15 protein-coding genes are annotated in these 17,861 nt (G+C 66.0%); 10 read left to right on the forward strand and 5 right to left on the reverse strand.

The genetic code is table 11. From position 1 onward, the window contains the following. Positions 1 to 12: 12 nt before the first annotated feature. Positions 13 to 777, reverse strand: coding sequence for an IclR family transcriptional regulator (locus tag MU582_00660; GenBank protein UPK75180.1), 765 nt, complete (start codon positions 775 to 777; stop codon positions 13 to 15). A 164-nt stretch (positions 778 to 941) separates the two neighbouring features. Between MU582_00660 and MU582_00665 the strand changes: the two genes are divergently transcribed. From MU582_00665 to MU582_00690, 6 genes are read left to right on the forward strand one after another with little or no spacing between them, the layout of a single operon-like run. Further along, a complete protein-coding gene (locus tag MU582_00665) occupies positions 942 to 1,886 on the forward strand; it encodes a dihydrodipicolinate synthase family protein (protein UPK75181.1) in 945 nt (314 codons plus the stop codon). An 8-nt stretch (positions 1,887 to 1,894) separates the two neighbouring features. Then, a complete protein-coding gene (locus tag MU582_00670) occupies positions 1,895 to 3,256 on the forward strand; it encodes an MFS transporter (GenBank protein UPK75182.1) in 1,362 nt (453 codons plus the stop codon). Between the two features lie 4 nt (positions 3,257 to 3,260). Further along, complete coding sequence (locus MU582_00675) at positions 3,261 to 5,321, forward strand: hydantoinase/oxoprolinase family protein (GenBank protein UPK75183.1); 2,061 nt, start codon at positions 3,261 to 3,263, stop codon at positions 5,319 to 5,321. Continuing rightward, the gene (locus tag MU582_00680; protein ID UPK75184.1) at positions 5,311 to 7,269 is read left to right on the forward strand and encodes a hydantoinase B/oxoprolinase family protein; all 1,959 of its coding nucleotides are present in this window, start codon (positions 5,311 to 5,313) and stop codon (positions 7,267 to 7,269) included. Before MU582_00675 ends, MU582_00680 begins: the two co-directional genes overlap by 11 nt. After that, a complete protein-coding gene (locus MU582_00685; protein UPK75185.1) occupies positions 7,250 to 8,368 on the forward strand; it encodes an alpha-hydroxy-acid oxidizing protein in 1,119 nt (372 codons plus the stop codon). The genes MU582_00680 and MU582_00685 overlap by 20 nt, the downstream gene beginning before the upstream one ends. 16 nt (positions 8,369 to 8,384) lie before the next feature. After that, a complete protein-coding gene (locus tag MU582_00690) occupies positions 8,385 to 9,341 on the forward strand; it encodes a zinc-binding dehydrogenase (GenBank protein UPK75186.1) in 957 nt (318 codons plus the stop codon). Positions 9,342 to 9,386: 45 nt separating this feature from the next. On the opposite strand, the gene MU582_00695 is transcribed toward MU582_00690, so the two are convergent. From MU582_00695 to MU582_00710, 4 genes are all read right to left on the reverse strand, one after another. Continuing rightward, a complete protein-coding gene (locus tag MU582_00695; GenBank protein ID UPK75187.1) occupies positions 9,387 to 9,881 on the reverse strand; it encodes a hypothetical protein in 495 nt (164 codons plus the stop codon). 116 nt (positions 9,882 to 9,997) lie between these two features. Then, positions 9,998 to 10,540: an N-acetyltransferase gene (locus MU582_00700; protein ID UPK75188.1), complete on the reverse strand. Its 543-nt coding sequence runs from the start codon at positions 10,538 to 10,540 to the stop codon at positions 9,998 to 10,000. Between the two features lie 116 nt (positions 10,541 to 10,656). Further along, positions 10,657 to 11,628 carry a hypothetical protein gene (locus MU582_00705; protein UPK75189.1) on the reverse strand — a complete coding sequence of 324 codons (972 nt, stop codon included), beginning with the start codon at positions 11,626 to 11,628 and terminating at the stop codon, positions 10,657 to 10,659. Positions 11,629 to 11,722: 94 nt separating this feature from the next. Continuing rightward, a complete protein-coding gene (locus MU582_00710; GenBank protein ID UPK75190.1) occupies positions 11,723 to 12,517 on the reverse strand; it encodes an IclR family transcriptional regulator in 795 nt (264 codons plus the stop codon). Positions 12,518 to 12,636: 119 nt separating this feature from the next. On the opposite strand from MU582_00710, the gene MU582_00715 reads away from it, so the two are divergent. Genes MU582_00715 through MU582_00730 form a run of 4 tightly spaced genes read left to right on the forward strand, consistent with a single transcriptional unit; the run spans position 12,637 to position 17,858 of the window. After that, complete coding sequence (locus MU582_00715; protein ID UPK75191.1) at positions 12,637 to 14,193, forward strand: ABC transporter substrate-binding protein; 1,557 nt, start codon at positions 12,637 to 12,639, stop codon at positions 14,191 to 14,193. A gap of 10 nt (positions 14,194 to 14,203) precedes the next feature. Continuing rightward, complete coding sequence (locus MU582_00720; GenBank protein ID UPK75192.1) at positions 14,204 to 15,229, forward strand: ABC transporter permease; 1,026 nt, start codon at positions 14,204 to 14,206, stop codon at positions 15,227 to 15,229. Then, positions 15,226 to 16,062 (forward strand): ABC transporter permease, encoded by an 837-nt coding sequence (locus MU582_00725; protein ID UPK75193.1) that lies wholly within the window; start codon positions 15,226 to 15,228, stop codon positions 16,060 to 16,062. The genes MU582_00720 and MU582_00725 overlap by 4 nt, the downstream gene beginning before the upstream one ends. Beyond that, positions 16,059 to 17,858, forward strand: a complete 1,800-nt coding sequence (locus tag MU582_00730; protein UPK75194.1) for an ABC transporter ATP-binding protein — start codon at positions 16,059 to 16,061, stop codon at positions 17,856 to 17,858. The genes MU582_00725 and MU582_00730 overlap by 4 nt, the downstream gene beginning before the upstream one ends. Positions 17,859 to 17,861 lie beyond the last annotated feature (3 nt).

The raw sequence follows: 17,861 nt of genomic DNA on the forward strand, positions 1-17,861 counted from the left end.
CGCGGGTCGAGCTCACCGTCCGACCCGCGACTCCAGGTCGGCGGCGTACTTGCGGATCGTCTCGCCGAGCTCGGCGACGGGATGCGAGCGGGGGTCGGTGGCGATTCCGGTCGTTGAGATCGCGCCGATGATCCGACCGTCTCCGCTTCTCACACCGGCAGCGACGCAGAAGATCCCGGCGAGGTCCTCTTCGTCGTCAACCGCATAGCCGTTGGCGCGTACCTTCTCGAGCTCGGAGAGCAACGTGTCGAGCTCGGTGATCGTATGCGCGGTTCGCCTCGGTAGACCTTCGACCTCCACGATGCTTCGGACCTGGTCCTCGGGGAGGTCAGCGAGGATGACCTTGCCTGCGGCGCTGGAGTGCGGCGCCTCTCTGCCGCCGAGTGGCGTGTCGAAGCGGACGATTCCGGGTCCGTCGACGCGGGCAACGAAGACCGGGTAACCGTGCTCTGCGATGGCGAGTCGGGTCGTCAGGCCCGACTCGCGGGCGAGGGTCGAGAGTACCGGCCGAGCCACCTCGGCGATCGGGACCTGTTTTGAGGCGATGTCGCCGAGCTTGATGAGACCGGTGCCGAGTACGAACCGTGGGCCGGGCACTTCGGCGACGAGGCCGTGTGCCTCGAGGGTGCGTAACAGCGCGTGAGCGGTACTACGTGCGACGCCGAGTTCGGCGGCGATAGCGCTGAGGCTGGCTCCGGCGGCATCGCCGGCGCCGAGGAACTCGAGGGCGAGCGCTGCCCGATCGACACTTTGGACGCGCGACTTTGGTTCGGTCATGCCGAAAAGATATCAGTGATTCCGAACCAACCCTTGACTTCATGATCGGCTGGGGTCAGGATCGTACGCCATAGCGCATAGCCGAATAGCGTTCGGTAATTCCGAACATCACGGAACGCGTGCGTCGTGCCCGTCGGCCCTCATGAGTCAGGAGAACCACCGAAATGGACCGCAATGACGTCGCTTGGCGCGGCTACTTCGCCGCTTCGCCGACGCCCTTCACCCGCGAAGGCGAACTCGACGAGACGACCCTCGCCGCGGTGCTACGCGATCTCGCCGACGACGGTGCGCATGGGGTTCTCGCCAACGGGAGTACGGGTGAGTGGCCGAGTCAGACGAAGGCAGAGCGCCATCGAGTAGCCGAGGTCGCGATCAAGGAGCTGCAGGGGCGAATCCCCGTTCTCATCGGCGTCTCGAGCATCAATGAAGCCGAGACCGTTGAGCTCGCCCAGCATGCAATCGAGTCAGGTGCCGACGGTGTGGTGTATTCGCCTCCGCCTGCCGGTCGGCTCACCCAGCGTGAGGTCGTCGCCTTCTACGAACGAACCGCGTCGCAGATCTCCGGTCCGATCATGGCGTACAACATTCCTTCGGACGTGGTCACGAACATCATGCCCGAAACGGCGAACGAGCTCGCAGCGATCGACAGCCTGGTTGCGTACAAGGAGAGCACGCCCGACGACCTTCAGTTCCACCGCGCGATCGGCGCTGTCGGGGACCGTTTGCGGGTTTTCGGCAATGCGCTCACCCCGGCCGGCCTGGGACTGATGGCCAGCGGTTACGGCGGAGACGGCCACTTCGGTGCAGGAATGCTGCTCGGACCGCGGACGGCCCAAGCCTTCGAACTTCTTTGGGCAGGTGAGGTCGAAGAGGCGCTCACGATCGCCGACGAGTTCGATCGGGTGCGAAGTGCGCTCAACGCCAGTGACGGCAACGGAGTTGCCGGCGGCGCGCAGGCTCAACTACAAGCCATCATGCGGCTGCAGGGTAAGCCGGCCGGCTACCCGCGACTGCCCCGCCTCGCGGTCGAGGACGACCCGAGTGCGATGACCCTGCTCCGCTCCCTGACTTCGTCCCTTGGGCTGGTTCCACAGCCTCCGCAAGACTGAGGTGAGACATGTCATCTACCGATTCCTCCGCAGCGCCTTCACGGGCCCGCGTCGTCGCGACCGCGTCGATCGGGAACCTCGTCGAGTGGTACGACTTCGCGCTCTATGCGTACTCCGCCAGTGCGATCTCGCACGCGTTCTTCCCCGACGACAACAAGACCGTCGCACTGCTGAGCACCCTTGCCGTGTTCGGCGTGAGCTTCCTGCTGCGTCCGCTCGGCGGTCTGGTCCTCGGCCGCTACGGCGACAAGTACGGCCGCAAGAACGTCTTGTCGATCTCCGTGCTCGGCATGGGAGTCTGCACCGTTCTGATGGGTCTCATCCCGACGTACGCGGCGATCGGACTGCTGGCGCCTGCGCTGCTCGTCATCACCCGACTCGGACAGGGCTTCTTCTCCGGCGGCGAGTACACCGGCGCGTCCACCTTCCTCGTGGAGCATGCCCCGGCCGATCGCCGCGGCATGTGGGCGGGCATCTCGGTCGCGACAGGGACCGTACCGTTCGCCTTCGCCGGCTTCATCGTCCTCGCCTTCACAACGATGCCTGATTCGACATACGACGCGATCGGCTGGCGGATCCCGTTCCTGATCGCCGGGCCGCTTGCACTGGTCGGCCTCTACCTCCGGCTGAAGGTGGCCGAGACTCCGCAGTTCCAGAATCTGGAGGAGAGTGGGAAGAAGGAGTCGGCCCCGCTGGGTACGGTCTTCGCCGAGCATCGACGTGCGGTGCTCCTCGTGATGGCGATCGCCGGCTTGAACTCGGTCGCGATGTACACGCTGACCAGCTACATGCCGACGTATCTCAAGGAGAACGTCGGGACGAGCGCCAGTACGGCATCGGCGACGAATGCCGCAGTTGTCGTGCTGGTGTGTGTGCTCATCCCGTTCTATGGGCGGCTGAGCGACTCCATCGGACGCAAGAAGATTCTGCTGACCGGCGCGGTCGGCGTCGCAGTTGTTGCAGTGCCCTCCTTCGTACTGATGTCGTCGGGTGCTCCGGGCGCCGCGTTGTACGGACAGATCTTGTATGTGCTTCCGTTCGGATGCGTCGCCGCGATCCTCTCGACCGTCATGTGCGAGCTCTTCCCGACCGCCGTGCGCTACTCGGGTGCATCGATCGGCTACAACATCGCGTACGCCGTCTTCGGCGGGACAGCGCCATTCGTCGCACAGCTGCTCGTCGACCAGACGGGAACCCTGCTGGCGCCGGGCTTCTACGTCGGTGCTCTCGCGGTCCTCGCGATTCCCGTTGCCGTGCTGCTACCCGAGACATATCGCCGGAGTCTCGGCGACGATTCCCCCGAGTGGCCGTCGGCCGGCGCCGACTCTGCCGCATCGGGATCACCATCCGCAACGACAGCAGGGAGTTAGTCTCGTGGCCTCACTACAGCTCGGGGTGGACATCGGTGGAACCTTCACGGACTTCACCATCGTGGACACCGATACGGGGAAACGGCACCACGCGAAACGCCCGACCACGCAAGGTCGTCCCGCGGACGCAGTCGTCGACGGTCTCGCTGAGATCGTCGCCGAGCTCGGCTATCGGCCGAGCGACGTCGATCGGTTCGTGCATGGGCAGACGATCGCGCTCAACACCGTCCTACAGCGGCGCGGTGAGGAACTCGGCCTCGTCGTCACACACGGTTTCCGCGACGTACTCGAGCTGCGGCGGCTCCACCTCGGCAAGCCGGTGGATCTGTTCGCCGTACGTCCCACACCGCTGATCCCCCGCTCGTGTGTCGTCGAGGTGCCTGAGCGGATGCTGGTCGACGGTCGCGAAGACACGCCGCTCGATGTCGATGAGCTGATCGCGCAGGTCGCCACACTTCGAGCGGACCACGGTCTGAACAACTTCGTCATCGCGTTCCTGCACGCTCACCTCTACCCCGAGCACGAACGCGCCGCCAAGGCCGCTCTACTCGAACGCTGGCCCGATCTGCAGGTCTCGTGCTCGCACGAGGTATGGCCCGAGATCCGCGAGTACGAGCGCACGATCGCGGCGGTCATCAACGCCTACGTGGCGCCCGCAGTCGAGGCGTACCTCTCCGACCTGAAGGGTCGGATGGAGGCGATGGGTATGACGGCCCACTGCCTGATCACCAAGTCGAACGGCGGTGTCACCGGCATCGACGACGCGTCCAACAACGCGATCCAGACCATGCTCTCGGGGCCGGCATCAGGGATCTCGGCCGTACGTGACGTGATGACCGAGCTCGGTCTCGAAACTGGGCTGACGCTCGACATGGGCGGTACGAGCACCGATATCGCAGTGATCCGTAACGGCGAGCCGGTGATGTCTCGTGACGGCGAGGTCGGTGACTTCCCGGTCGTACTACCGGCGATCGAGATCTTCTCGATCGGCGCGGGCGGTGGCTCGATCGCCAGAGTCGACGACACCGGTGTGCTCAAGGTAGGTCCGCAGAGCGCCGGTGCCGAGCCTGGTCCGGCGTGCTACGGCAAGGGTGGCACCCTGCCGACGCTCACAGACGCGTTCCTGGTTTGCGGCTTCATGGGCGCCGTCGGCATCGCCGCCGGAACCATGCAACTCGACGAGTCCGCAGCACGCGATGCGTTGCGACCACTCGCCGAGACGTTGGGTACTGACATCGAGACCATTGCGAAGCAGGTCGTCGAGGTCGCCACCTCCAACCTGTACCGCGGTTCCAGCTCGGTGCTCGCCCGGACCGGCGTCGAGCCGAAGCAGACCGCCCTCATTGCGTTCGGCGGCGCCGGCCCGGTGCAGGCCTGTTCGCTGGCTCAGGAGCTACGAATGCCGCGAGTCATCGTGCCGGCCTCTCCCGGCACGCTGTGTGCAACGGGCGCGATCATGGCCCGCCCGCGCGCCGACTTCATTCGTACGCTCAACGCCGATGTCGACGGCCTCGACCTGGCCACGTACACGGCGGCCGAGGCGGAGTTGAGGAGTCAGGCCGCCGTCTGGCTGGAGCGCAATGGCTTCAGCGACGCCGGCCCGTCGGTCTCCTTGCAGATCACCGGCGACATGCGCTACGCACGGCAGTCGTACGAGATCGAGGTTGCGCTGCCGGCCGAGCTCGGCAGTGCGCCGAGCATCGCGTTGCGCGAGGCGTTCGAGAAGACGTACGCCGAGCGGTACGGCATCACGAGCCCGGAGCAGGGCATCGAACTGGTGTCATTGCGGCTCTTCGCGATCGTCGAGTTGCCGGGTCGTGCCGGCGGCCATATCGCTGCCGCGGCCGGTACGGAGGTTGCGGACCTCGGCTCTCGGACGATCATGCACGGCGAGGCGCCGATCGAGGCACGGGTCGTGCCGCCGGAGCGGATGGCGACCGGTCAACCCGTGGAAGGGCCGGCGATCATCAGCCTGCCCGACAGCACAATCGTCGTTGTACCGGGATACACCGCGGCGATGGACGAGTACGGAAACGTGATTGCGGAGGCGAACAATGTCGACTGAGGTTCCGCTCGAGGTCTTGTACAACCGGTTCCAGGCAATCGTCGAGAACATGTCCCATGTCATCGAGCGAACTGCCTACGCCACCTTCATCAAGGAGACCGCCGACTTCTCCTGCGGCGTGGTCGCTACGACGGGGGAGTACGTCGCGTACCCGTGGAACCTCGGCGCTCCGGGGTACCTCGGCACCAACATGAAGGCACTGCTCGACTACTTCCCCGAGTACGAGCCGGGCGATGTGATCATCTGCAACGATCCGTACCTCATCGGGCAACCGTGTACGCACCTTCCCGATGTGCATGTGGTGCGCCCGATCTTCGTCGACGGGGAGTTGCTCGCCTGGGCGTACGCCTTCATCCACGCCTCCGACTTCGGTGGCGCCGTGCCGGCGAGTGTCTGGCCGACCGCCCGGGAGATCTATCAGGAGGGCGTACGACTGCGGCCGACCAAGCTGTACCGGGTCGGCGAAGTCAACACCGAGGTGCTCAACCTGATTCTCGACAACACCCGCATCCCGGAGACCAACAAGGGTGACCTGGAGGCGATGTGCGCCGGCCTGGAGGTTTGTGAGCGGCAGGTGCTCGAGGCCGTCGAGCGGTTCGGGAAGGACCAGGTGGCCAGCGGTATCGATCGGGTTCTCGACTACGGCGAGGCACGTGCTCGCCGACTCTTCGAGGAGATTCCGGACGGCTCGTACCACTTCGTCGACTACCTGGAGGACGACCTGTACTCCGAGGTGCCGGTGCGGATCGAGGTCGATCTGCAGGTGTCCGGCTCGGAGGTCGTCGTCGATTTCGACGGCACCGATCCGCAGGTGAGCTCGGCGCTCAACATGGCAGGTGTCGCGGGCACGAACTCGCTGCTCTGCCTGGCCCTCGTCGGCTACCTGACCAGCCGAGACGACGATCTGCCCAAATCCAGCAGCATTCTGCGACCGGTCACGTTGAAGACACCGCCGGGTACGCTCGTCGCCGCGAAGCATCCGGCCGCGATCGGAGTGCGGTACGCCACGGCGATCCGGGTCGGAGATGCGGTCTACGGCGCACTCGCGCAAGCCTTGCCCGGCAGGATCCCCGCGTGTTCATCCGGATCGATCTCGCCTGTGGTCGCCGCGGTGGGCCGACCGGAGACGGGTGAGCGCCTCGTCGAGGTGGTGCAACCGATCCTCGGGGGTGGCGGCGGCCGGCCGGACGCCGACGGCTTGGACGCTGCCGAGAGCGCGTACGGCGGGTTCATGCGGAACACCCCCGTTGAGTCGTGCGAGGCGGCACTACCGATCGTCGTGCGCAGGTACGGGCTGGTGCCGGACACCGGTGGCGCCGGCCGCTACCGTGGCGGGCTTGCCATGCGGCTCGACTTTCAGGCGACGCACATCGACACCGAGGTCACTGCCCGCGGACTCGAACGGTTCGACCTGGCCCCGTGGGGAGTCGACGGCGGCGACGCCGGAACCACCGGCCATTGCACGGTCACTCGCGGAGACGAGGTCACCGCGATCGGCAAGTTCGACCTGCTTCGAATGGCCCGTGGCGACACGGTGAGCATCGTTTCTGCGGCCGGAGCCGGCTACGGTGACCCGGTCGATCGTCCGGCCTCCGAGGTTCTCGAGGACGTCGAGCGGGGCTTGCTCACCGCGGAGTACGTCGCCGATGCCTACGGCGTCGTCATCACTGACGGGCAGGTGGACGAGCAGCAGACCGCCTCCACCCGCGCTCGGCTTCGCGTAGCGGGCAATGGCATCGCGTTCGGTAACGGCCGCGCCGAGCTCGAGGCACGCTGGCCGGAGGACGTGCAGGCCGAAGTCCGCGCACTGCTGCTCGACCTGCCGATCGGAGTTCGTGACTGGGCCAAGCACGAGGCGTACCGCGTCTACCAGGAACGCGGTCATGAGATGAACATCCGTGACCTCTGCGCCGAGCTGAGGCACAGCCTTGGCGCAGTACCCGGGTGACGCCGTGCTGCGAGTACCCGCTCGCCCGGAGCCACGTGACTACGTCCGGCCGGATCCGCTGACGCTCGGGGCCCTTCGTACGCAGGCGCATGAGCTGCTCGACCCGCTCACGGTCGGCTATCTCGAGAGCGGTGCCGCAGATCAGGTGACACTGTCGGCGAACGAAGGGGACTTCGGTCGGATCCGGCTGGCGCCGCACGTCCTACGCGACGTCACCGGTGTGACGACGACGACCCAACTCTTCGGCCGGGCGTACGAAAGTCCGGTGTTTGTTGCGCCGACCGGGTCTCACGGGCTGTTCCATCCCGAAGCCGAGCTGGCAACTGCCGCCGGAGCCGATATGGCGGCGTCGGGCATGGTTCTCAGCGCGTACTCGAACACGGGCATCGAGCACGTCGCCGCCCGAACGCGCAGCGGGCTCTGGATGCAGGTCAACCCGCCGCCGTCGCGGTCGTACCTCGAGAACCTGGTCGATCGGGTCGCCGAGTATGCCGAGGCGCTCGTCGTCACCGTCGACACTCCCGTCGTGGGTACGCGGGAGTCGCAACTGTGGGACGGGATCACGCTGCCCGATGGTCTCGGCTTCCCGATGTTGGACGGCCTCCACCTCGAAACCGAGTCCGGAGGCGGCATCTACCGTAGTGGGCTCGATGCCGCTTTCGATGCGTCGTCGCTGGAGTGGCTCGTTCGGCGATCGAGGCTTCCCGTCGTCGTCAAGGGCGTGCTGCGAGGCGACGATGCCAAGGTGGCAATCGGCGCCGGCGCGGCCGGGGTCATCATCTCCAACCACGGCGGGCGAAACCTCGACTCGGGGCGTTCTACGATGCGCGCATTGCCCGAGGTGGCCGATGCCGTTCAGGGTCAGGTGCCGGTGTTGCTCGACGGAGGCGTACGCCGCGGCACGGACGTGTTGAAGGCGGTAGCGCTCGGTGCGGACGCGGTGCTGGTCGGCCGTCCCGTACTTTGGGGCTTGACGGTCGGCGGCGCCGAAGGCGTGGCGGCAGTGCTAGAGCTGGTGCGACGCGAACTCGCAATGGCGATGGCGCTCTGCGGGGTCAACAGCGTCGAACACATCGGACCTGATCTGCTCGACTGGTGATAGAGAAAGGCAGTCAATGATGTGGCAGCTACGGCAGCCTCGGCCGGCGGCGTTCGAGCGCCTGGACGTTCCCGGGCCGACAGCGGATGACGTGGGCTCGGACCACGTTCTGATGCGGTTCCTTGCCGGATCGATCTGCGGCAGCGATATCCCGAAGTTCCTCGGCCACGTCGACCCCGACAATCCGTACACCGGGTTGCCGGGCGTACCACTGCACGAGTTCGTCGGTCACATCGAGACGAGCAGGTCCGAGCGGTTCGCGCCCGGCGATCGGGTCGTCGGAATCGTCGCAAGGTCGGCCGGACTGGCGGAGTACGTTGTCAATCCGGCGCACTATCTGCATCATGTCGATGACCGGCTGAGTGATCAGCAGGCGACCGTGGTGCAGCCCGTCTCAACGGTGCTGAGCGCCTACTCGAACGTCTCCGACGTAGCCGGCAAGACTGTTGCAGTACTCGGTCTGGGGCCACTCGGCATCCTATTTGCTCAAGTGGCGAAGGCGTATGGCGCAGCGCATGTGATCGGAGTGGACAGGGTCGATCGCTCCGACGTCGGTGCGGAGTTCGGCATCGACGAGCTGGTGACCTCGGAGGTACGCACCTGGGCCAACGGCCTTGGCGACGGCGCGCGCCCAGAACTCGTGATCGATGCGATCGGCCACCGCCAGGAGATCGTCGTGGACGCCGTCGAAGCCGCTGCGTTCGGTGGGGAGCTACTCGTCTTCGGGCTTCCCGAGGATCATTACGTCTTTCCCATGCGCGCGTACTTCCGGAAGAACCTCACCATGTGGGCCGGTGCCACGCAGGACTGGGTCCGCTTCCTGGGGGAGGCGCAGGAACATGTCCTCAAACACGACGTGCTCACGGCCGCGTACGTCACGCATACGATGCCGGTGTTGGACGCGCAGGACGCGTACGAGCTCTACGCGAGACCCGCGCCCGGGCGGCTGAAGGTCGTGCTGACTCCGCCGTAGTAGGACCGGTTGACGAGCGCACGAAACTCGATGGTCGGCACCGCGTCAGGCGCGTTTGACCCTGACCTTGGGTCCGGAGACCGTTCCGGGCGCGGCGATCAGCGTACGAGCCTCGGAGGACGCCATCGTCACCTGGTTTGACGATTCGAAGCCGGCATCGGTCCACGCCCGATTGAAGCGGCTGATCATCAGACCCTGCACCGCTCCGGTTGCGATCAGCAGTACGACCAACAGGAGTATCGCCGGCAGGGTGATCGCTGCGCCCGCGTCGACACCGGCAAGGCTGAGGACCAGGCCGATGGCAAGTGCAGCCACGTCGATCGCCGCGACAACGAGTAAGACGGCCGCAACGACATTGAACGTACGACGGGTCCGTTCAATGCGGGTATCGAGAGCCTCGAGGTCGGCCATCTCCAGAGTCCTGGTCGTGGCGTGGGTTCCGTACAACTGTTGATGGGACTCCTCGCCCTTCGAACGCTGCCTGATGACGGTGCCGTCCGCAGCGATGTGCCACTGGACCGTCCACGGCTTGTCTCGCATCGACACTCGTTTGCCTCCCGCGAAGTGTGACTCGTACGGACACTGTGGCGCACCAGTATCGCGTGGTCGAGGGAGCACAGCCGCGGCGGTCGGGTTCCGGGTCTCGGTCGCTTCGACTACTGAGGCGATAGTCGGTCGAACGGTGCGGCGTAGCGGAAGAGCCCGGTTTGGCCGTCGTACCGAGTCAGGGTGCGAACCTGGAAGTAGTCGCCCCAGGCCTTGTCCGGAGCGGTCACTCTTTCCGATGCGGCCGGGACGAATCCGAATCGACGGTAGTACGCAGGATCGCCGAGCAGCGCCACGAGGGGTTCGTCCAGTGCGTCGGCCGCGCCGAGTACGGCGTGCATCAGAGCCGAGCCGATGCCCGTCTTCTGCCCCTCCGGGTGCACACTCACCGGCCCGAGGCCGAGGGACGGATGCTCGTCGACGTGCGCTCGCGTACAGACCACATGGCCAACCACCACACCGTCGTCGACTGCGACCAGGGACAGCTCCGGGATCCAACCGACGTCGTCTCGCAGCCACGACACCAAGGTTGCTTCACCCGGCTCACCGCCGGGTTCGACAGGCGGAGCACTGTGGGGCGCACTGCGGAAGGCTGCGGCGGTGACGTCGCGGACCATGTCGATGTCGCCAGGGCGTTCGCGTCTGATCAGCACCTCGGAACCGTTTCACCGGCGCCCGGCTGACACAACGGGTTTTCGGCGGGCGGGTACGGCCTGGGCTCTGAGATCTATGCGGCCACCGAGGCAGTGGTGCTGCTGCGGAATTGCGCTCAGGCCATTGCTCCGTACTTGGTGGCCACGGCATGGAACGCTTCCTTGGGCCGCCAGGTACTGGCGTCGTCCGGATGCACCGCGACCAACCCGAATCCGGCGAGGTCGAGATCGTGTGCAGGGTCGTCGGGGCGATGCGGGAAATCGGCCATACAGAACGTGAAAGCGAAACAGCCCTCGACACCTTCGGTGGCATACACGTCGATCAGCTCGGCGAGGTACGTCGCCTGGACCGATTCGTCTCGGGCGTTTCCGTTCTTGATCTTCGGCGGGTCGGCGAACCAGTTGACGACCTGGAAGGACCCCGGCCCACGACGATCGCCGCCGGTCTGGGCGCCGCAGCCGAACTCGGTGATGACGACTGGCTTTCCCGCAGACGCAACCAATTCGCGTACGCGTCGGCGATAGCTCACCGCGTCGGTGCCGATTCGGTAGAGGTTGACTCCGACGAAGTCGAACGGTGCGTGGTCCACGTCCTCCCACAGTGCTGCCCCGTAGCCCAACTGGCCGGCGAAGTGTTCGCGCGCCACTGACACGGCGTCGGTCAGGAGTCGGTCGAGCCCCCGTGCGATGCGGCCGCGCAGCAGCCGCCCCGCGCGCAGGATCAAAGCCAGCCGTAACATCTGGTGCGGGCCGGGGACGATGCCGCGGGCTGTCAGGGAGAACTCGGTGCCAATGAGCAGAGACACCGTGCGTTCCGGCGTGACGGTCCGGAGTTCCTCTGCGGCGCGAGCCATCCGCTGCAAGTGCCCGAGCAGCTCGCTCGCCCGAGCGTCCGGCAGCTGTGGGCGGACCACGATGTCGAGGCCCTCGTCTATTGCGATCCGAGCAGCCTCGACGAGCGTCTCGACTTCACTGTCGATGAGCATGACACTCGTGCAGAACAGATCTCGGCGGATGACGCGCATGATCCGTCGTACCTCGTCGACCGGGTGGACGCCAGAGGTGTACGAGACGCCGCGAGTACGCATGCCCCATCATCGCAAGGCATCGATCTGCACGTGGGTGGACGTTGGGTGACAGTGCGGAATTGCCGCTGCAGATCTCCCAGGCCGGACTCTCGGGTCAGCCGCGGCGGCCGGGGCTGCTGATCTCGGTCGCGGCTTCGCGGGCGATCTCGCCCAGCGGATCGAACCGGGCTTCGGTGAGGCGTCCGCGCGGGCCCCAGATGCTGAGGATGGCGAGCGGGCGGCCACCTGAGTCGAGGACCGGCGCCGACACTCCCCACGCCGACTCTTCGTACTCGCCGCGGCAGACGCCGTAACCGCGGCGACGTGTCGCGGACAGTTCGGTGAGCAGCGCCTTGCTGTCGGTGATCGTGGTGTCGGTGTGTCGTACGAGGGGTTCGGCCAGTACGCGATGCAGCAGCTCGTCGGAGGCGTACGCGAGCAGCGCCTTACCGGTCGAGGTCGCGTGGAGTGCGACGGTGCGGCCGCGCCAGGTAGCCGAGACCACGGCCGGCGGTGCGACTTCATCGACGTACGTCAAGCCCGCATCGCGTACGACGGCCAGCGACGCCGTCTCGCCGGTGAGCAGAGAAACGCGTTCGAGCACCTTGTGCGCCGACCGGACGAGCACACCGACGCCCGCGGCGCCCGCGAGCTCGACGACACCGAAACCGATCGAGTAGCGCCCGGTCGGCCGATCGAGTACGACCATCTCCTGCGCTTCGAGAGTCGACAGGATTCGCCACGCCGTCGCCCGGTTGAGGCCCGAGTCCGCCGCCAGGGCAGCGACGTTCGCGCGGTCGTCCGTTGCCGCGGCGACGGCACGCAGCAGCGCGATCGCGCGGTCGACCGACTGCACGCGACCCGAGCGTGACGGGTGATCCGGATCGACCTGGTCAGACGCTGCCGACATCGCGCACCTCTCTTGACGGCTTCCCAGATACTCACTATGTTCGCATTGCTCGAAGGTTGCTCGCATTACGAACAGTAGTCACAGCACGACGAGGACAACGCAGGGACGTGGATCGGCCGATGAACGGACTCTCCCGCCGCGACGTGCTCCGACTCGGAGCGTACGCCGCGGCAGGGGCCACCGGGCTCGGCTCGCTGACGGCGTGCGGGGCCGTGCCACCGAAGCCCGACCCGACTGCGCCGCAGAAGCGCGGCGGCGTCCTCAGCCACGGCGCGACCGGCGGCGGCCTCAAGGACACGCTCGATCCGCACTCGCCGGTCACAAACCCCGACATCGCGCGATGCTGCAACCTGTACGAGCCGTTGCTGCAGTGGGATGAGAAGTACAAGATCCAGCCGGGGCTCGCGAAAGCGGCAACGCCCAACAAGGACGCCACCGTCTGGACGGTCGAGCTGCGCGACGACGTGATCTTCCACAACGGGAAGACCATGACCGCCGACGATGTGCTGTTCACCCTCAGCCGCGTCGCCGATCCGAAGGAGCCGACCTCTGGCGGCGTCGAGCTGTCCGGCATTCTCGATCTGAAGAACGCGCGTACGCGCGATCCGTACACCATCGAGCTGCCGCTGAAGTCGCCGTATGCGGTGCTCGACCAGCTACTCGCCGAGTACACCGTCGGCATCATCCCGACCGACTTCGACATCAAGAACCCCGTCGGCACGGGTCCGTTCAAGTACGACACCTTCCAACCAGGCTTGCAGAGCAGCTTCCTCCGCCACGACGACTACTGGGGCGATCCAGCATGGGTCGACGAGCTGCTCATCTATGACTTCGCCGACGACGCGGCCAAGGTCAATGCGCTACTCGCCGGGCAGGTGCAAAGCGTCGACAACCTCCCGTCGTACCTCGTCGACTCCATCGGCGACCAGGGATCGTCGGCGCTGATCTCCGAGACCGGCGCCTGGGTGCCGTTCACAATCCGCGTCGATGTCGCGCCGTTCAAGGACAACCGCGTACGCCAGGCGCTGCGGCTGATCGCCGACCGCCAGCAGATGATCGACCAAGCGCTCAACGGTTACGGCTTCCTCGGCAACGACCTCTACTCGCCGTTCGACCCCGCGTACGCGAAAGACCTGCCGCAGCGCGAACAGGACATCGACCAGGCCAAGTCGCTGCTCAAGCAAGCCGGGCAGGAGGGCATGCAGATCGAGCTGGTCACGTCGACCGCCGTCGGTGCGGGCGGCGTCGAGTCGGCGAACCTGTTCGTCGACCACGCTCGCCTGGCGGGAGTCGACGTACGACTGACGAAGGCCGACCCCAACACGTTTTACGGCGATCGCTACCTGTCATGGGAGTTCGCGCAGGACTTCTGGAACACCCGCAACTACATCCCGCAGGTCGCGGTCTGCGCCCAGAAGGGCGCAACGTACAACGAGACGCACTTCAACGATCCGAAGTTCGACGCGCTCATTGCCCAGGCCCGCAAGGAGACCAACGAGCAGAAGCGCAATCAGATCCTGCAAGACGCGCAGGAGATCGAGTACGAGACCGGTGGCTACATCATCTGGGGATTCAAGCGCCAGGTAGACGGCTACTCCAACCTCGTACAGGGTTTCGTGCCGCACCGTTACATGCCGTGCACGTCGTTCCAGTTCCGGCGGGTGTCGTTCGTATGAGGGATCAGCGATGAGCGACGCCGCGACCGCAGACCCGAACGAGCTCGCCCCTCGCGTACGCTCCGCTCCGGCCGCGTGGACGATGTGGCTGATCCGGCGGATCGGCCTTGCCGTGCTGACGCTGTGGCTCACGTCGGTGCTCGTCTTCGTCGCGACGACCTCATTGGGCGATCCGGTGAAGGCGATCCTCGGCAAGAGCGCGGCGACGAGCCCCGAACGCGCCGAGCAGATTCGCCAACAGCTGCACCTCGACGACAACATCGTCGAGCGGTACGTCCAGTGGCTGGGCGATCTACTCACGGGTGACCTCGGCACCTCCGTCGCCAACCAGCAGCCCGTGTCGGAGCTACTGGGCGACCGAGTCATCAACAGCGGCGTACTCGTGTTGATCGCCGCCGTCGTGATGATCCCCATTGCATTCGGCATCGCGCTGATCTGTGCGAATGCGCGCGGTCGGCGTACCGACCAGGTGATCCAGATCGTGCTCCTCGGGCTCGCCGGCCTACCGGAGTTCGTCATCGGCATCATCCTGGTGGCCGTCTTCTCGACCACTCTGCTGCATGTCTTGCCGGCCGTCACGATAAGTGCCGGTGGAGAGGGCCCGTGGCAAAATCCCGCGTCGATGATTCTGCCGGTCGCGACGCTGGTGCTCGCGGTCGCGCCGTACATCATCCGCATCGTGCGCTCGACGCTGCTCGAGGTGCTGGACAGTGACTACGTCGAGCTCGCCCGGCTCAAGGGGATACCGGAGAAGGTCGTACTCCGCAAACACGCGCTGCTCAACGCGATCGTGCCTGGCATTCAAGTCATTGCGCTGCAGCTCGCCTGGCTGGCCGGCGGCATCGTGATCGTCGAGTACCTCTTCTCCTATCCAGGCATCGGTGCGAGCCTCGTCGACTCGGTACGCAACAGCGATATCCCAATGGTGCAAGCGCTGTCGATGATCATCGCGGCTGTCTACGTTGTGGTGAATCTCGTCGCCGACGTGCTGTCGATCCTGTTCACTCCGCGAGCGAGGACGGCGATCTCGTCATGAGTGTCTTCACCGCCGCAAGCATCAAGCGCGTCACTGGCCAGCACCGTCTGGTCGTCGGCCTCGTCATCACCCTGGTGGTGATCGTGCTGGCGATCGTCGGCCCGTGGATCGCTCCACACGGCGAGAACGCCATCGTCGGCGACCCCTTCAGCGACGAGAAGGGTTGGCTCGGTACCGACTATCTCGGCCAGGATGTGTGGAGCCGGGTGCTCGCCGGTGGGCGCTCGATTCTGCTGATCTCCTTCCTGGCAACGCTGTTGGGCATGGTGCTCGGCATCCTGATCGGCGTCGTTGCGGCGTACGCGGGCGGCTGGATCGACGAAGGTCTGATGCGGCTCAACGACGTCGCCCTCGCCTTCCCGCAGATCCTGCTCGCGCTCCTCGTACTCGCCGCCGTCGAGCAGCCCAAATGGTGGATGATCGTCATCCTGGTGGGCGTCTCGCACGCACCAAGGGTTGCGAGAGTTGCTCGTGGCGTAGCGCTCGGACTCGTTTCACGTGACTTCGTTGCCTCGGCCGAAGCGATGGGTGAGAGTCGCATCCGGGTCATCCTGGCCGAGGTCCTGCCGAACATGAATGCCCCGCTGCTGGCCGAAGCCGGTCTGCGGCTCACGTACTCGATCGGAATGGTCGCGGGCATCGGGTTCCTGGGCTTCTCCACTGATCCCGGCGCCGCCGACTGGGGCCAGATGATCAACGAGAACAGGCTCGCTCTGCTCGTTCAGCCGTGGGGTGTCCTCGCACCGGTCATCATGATCGGCATCTTCACCATCGGTACGAACCTGATGGCCGACGGCATCACCCAGCTTGCCGCGAAGGGGGACGAGTCGTGACCACCAAGACGACCCAGGACACCGCCACTGCGGCCAGCGCCTGCACGGTCAGCGGCCTGCGCGTCGAACTGTCCGGCAGCGGGATCGACGTTGTCGAAGACATCGACCTCGTACTCGCTCCCGGCGAGGTCGTCGGCCTCGTAGGCGAGTCCGGCTCGGGCAAGACGACGGTAGGCACTGCGCTACTCGGGTACGCCCGCGAGGGCGCGGCCATCGACGCTGGCAGCGTCCTGCTCGGCGACAACGATGTGCTCGCCATGTCGTGGAAGGACGTACGCCAGCTGCGCGGCGAGGAGATCGCGTACGTGCCGCAGGATCCCGCTTCCGCGCTGAACCCGAGTATCCGGATCGGCCGACAGATCGTCGAGCTGCTCGAGCTGCGCAACGTCGGCAGCGCGGACGAGCGGATGGAGCGTGCGCGCGACGGCCTCGCTGAGGTCGGGTTGCCGAACGACGACGAGTTCCTGCAGCGGTTCCCGCATCAGCTCTCCGGCGGGCAGGTGCAGCGCGTCGCGTTGGCGATGGCATTCCTGCCGCGTCCGAAGGTGCTCGTACTCGATGAGCCGACGACCGGGCTCGACGTCACCACTCAGGGCATGGTGCTCGACACCATGAACCAGCTGTGCCGCAGTCACCAGGTCGCCGCACTGTATGTCACTCACGATCTCGCCGTCATCGGCAACATCGCCGACCGGGTCGCGGTCATGTACGCGGGCCAGATCGTGGAGCTCGGCTCTCGACGCGACATCTTCGACCACCCGTCGCATCCGTACACGCGGGCACTGCTCGACGCCATCCCGCACCTGTCCCGGGCGCGGGCACTCGGCGGGATTCCAGGTCGTACGCCGGGGCCCGGCCGCCGGCCCGAGGGATGCCGATTCCACGACCGATGCCCGAGCGCGGTCGACGCATGCGCGACGACCGAGCCCGCCCCCGTCGCGATCGCGCCGGGACACGCGGCACGATGCATCCGTACGACCGAGATCGGCAGCTGGGACATCAACCTCGGTACCGTTCCCGACTCGGACCCGCTCGCCGAGCGCGATCTCATGCTGTCCGTCGACGGTCTCGACGTCTTCTACGGGCGCAAGCATGTCGTCTTCGACGTGTCGTTCGACCTGGCCCGCTCCGAGTGCGTGGCCCTCGTCGGCGAGTCAGGCAGCGGCAAGACCACGATCTCGCGCTGTGTCGGCGGGCTCCACAAGAACTGGTCCGGGTCGATCCGATTCGATGAACACGACCTGGCGAAGGGGGCAAGGGCCAGGCCTGCGGCCGACCGCAAGCGGGTCCAGTACATCTTCCAGAACCCATACCTGTCGCTGAATCCGCGCCTGACGATCGAGCAGATCGTACGCCGGCCGATGGAGCTGTTCGGTCTCGCGAAAGGACGCAAGGCACGTGACCGCGTCGTGGAGTTGCTCGATGCGGTGGCACTCGGGCCGACAGTCCTGAAGCTGCAGACCAACCGACTCTCGGGTGGTGAGCGCCAACGTGTGGCGATCGCGCGCGCTCTCGCTGCGGAGCCCGACGTGCTCGTATGCGACGAGATCACGTCCGCTCTCGACGTGTCGGTTCAGGGCTCGATCGTCTCGCTGCTCGAGGATCTTCGCAAACAGCGCGGGATCAGCATGCTGTTCGTGACGCATAACCTCGCGCTCGTGAGGTCGATCGCGGCACGTATCCAGATCCTCAACGCAGGCAGGGTTGTGGAGTCCGGATCCGTTGTCGAGGTCATGGACGACCCGCAGGAGGAGTACACCCGCAACCTGCTCGCGAACAGTCCGCGGATCGACTGACAC

The organism is Nocardioidaceae bacterium SCSIO 66511, assembly GCA_023100825.1.
Lineage (GTDB): Bacteria > Actinomycetota > Actinomycetes > Propionibacteriales > Nocardioidaceae > Solicola.

Bases quoted from the DNA above. Each gene is read 5' to 3' on its own strand.
- MU582_00660 (UPK75180.1), bottom strand. From the start codon at position 777: ATGACCGAACCAAAGTCGCGCGTCCAAAGTGTCGATCGGGCAGCGCTC.
- MU582_00665 (UPK75181.1), top strand. From the start codon at position 942: ATGGACCGCAATGACGTCGCTTGGCGCGGCTACTTCGCCGCTTCGCCG.
- MU582_00670 (UPK75182.1), top strand. From the start codon at position 1,895: ATGTCATCTACCGATTCCTCCGCAGCGCCTTCACGGGCCCGCGTCGTC.
- MU582_00680 (UPK75184.1), top strand. From the start codon at position 5,311: ATGTCGACTGAGGTTCCGCTCGAGGTCTTGTACAACCGGTTCCAGGCA.
- MU582_00690 (UPK75186.1), top strand. From the start codon at position 8,385: ATGATGTGGCAGCTACGGCAGCCTCGGCCGGCGGCGTTCGAGCGCCTG.
- MU582_00695 (UPK75187.1), bottom strand. From the start codon at position 9,881: ATGCGAGACAAGCCGTGGACGGTCCAGTGGCACATCGCTGCGGACGGC.
- MU582_00705 (UPK75189.1), bottom strand. From the start codon at position 11,628: ATGCGTACTCGCGGCGTCTCGTACACCTCTGGCGTCCACCCGGTCGAC.
- MU582_00710 (UPK75190.1), bottom strand. From the start codon at position 12,517: ATGTCGGCAGCGTCTGACCAGGTCGATCCGGATCACCCGTCACGCTCG.
- MU582_00715 (UPK75191.1), top strand. From the start codon at position 12,637: ATGAACGGACTCTCCCGCCGCGACGTGCTCCGACTCGGAGCGTACGCC.
- MU582_00720 (UPK75192.1), top strand. From the start codon at position 14,204: ATGAGCGACGCCGCGACCGCAGACCCGAACGAGCTCGCCCCTCGCGTA.
- MU582_00725 (UPK75193.1), top strand. From the start codon at position 15,226: ATGAGTGTCTTCACCGCCGCAAGCATCAAGCGCGTCACTGGCCAGCAC.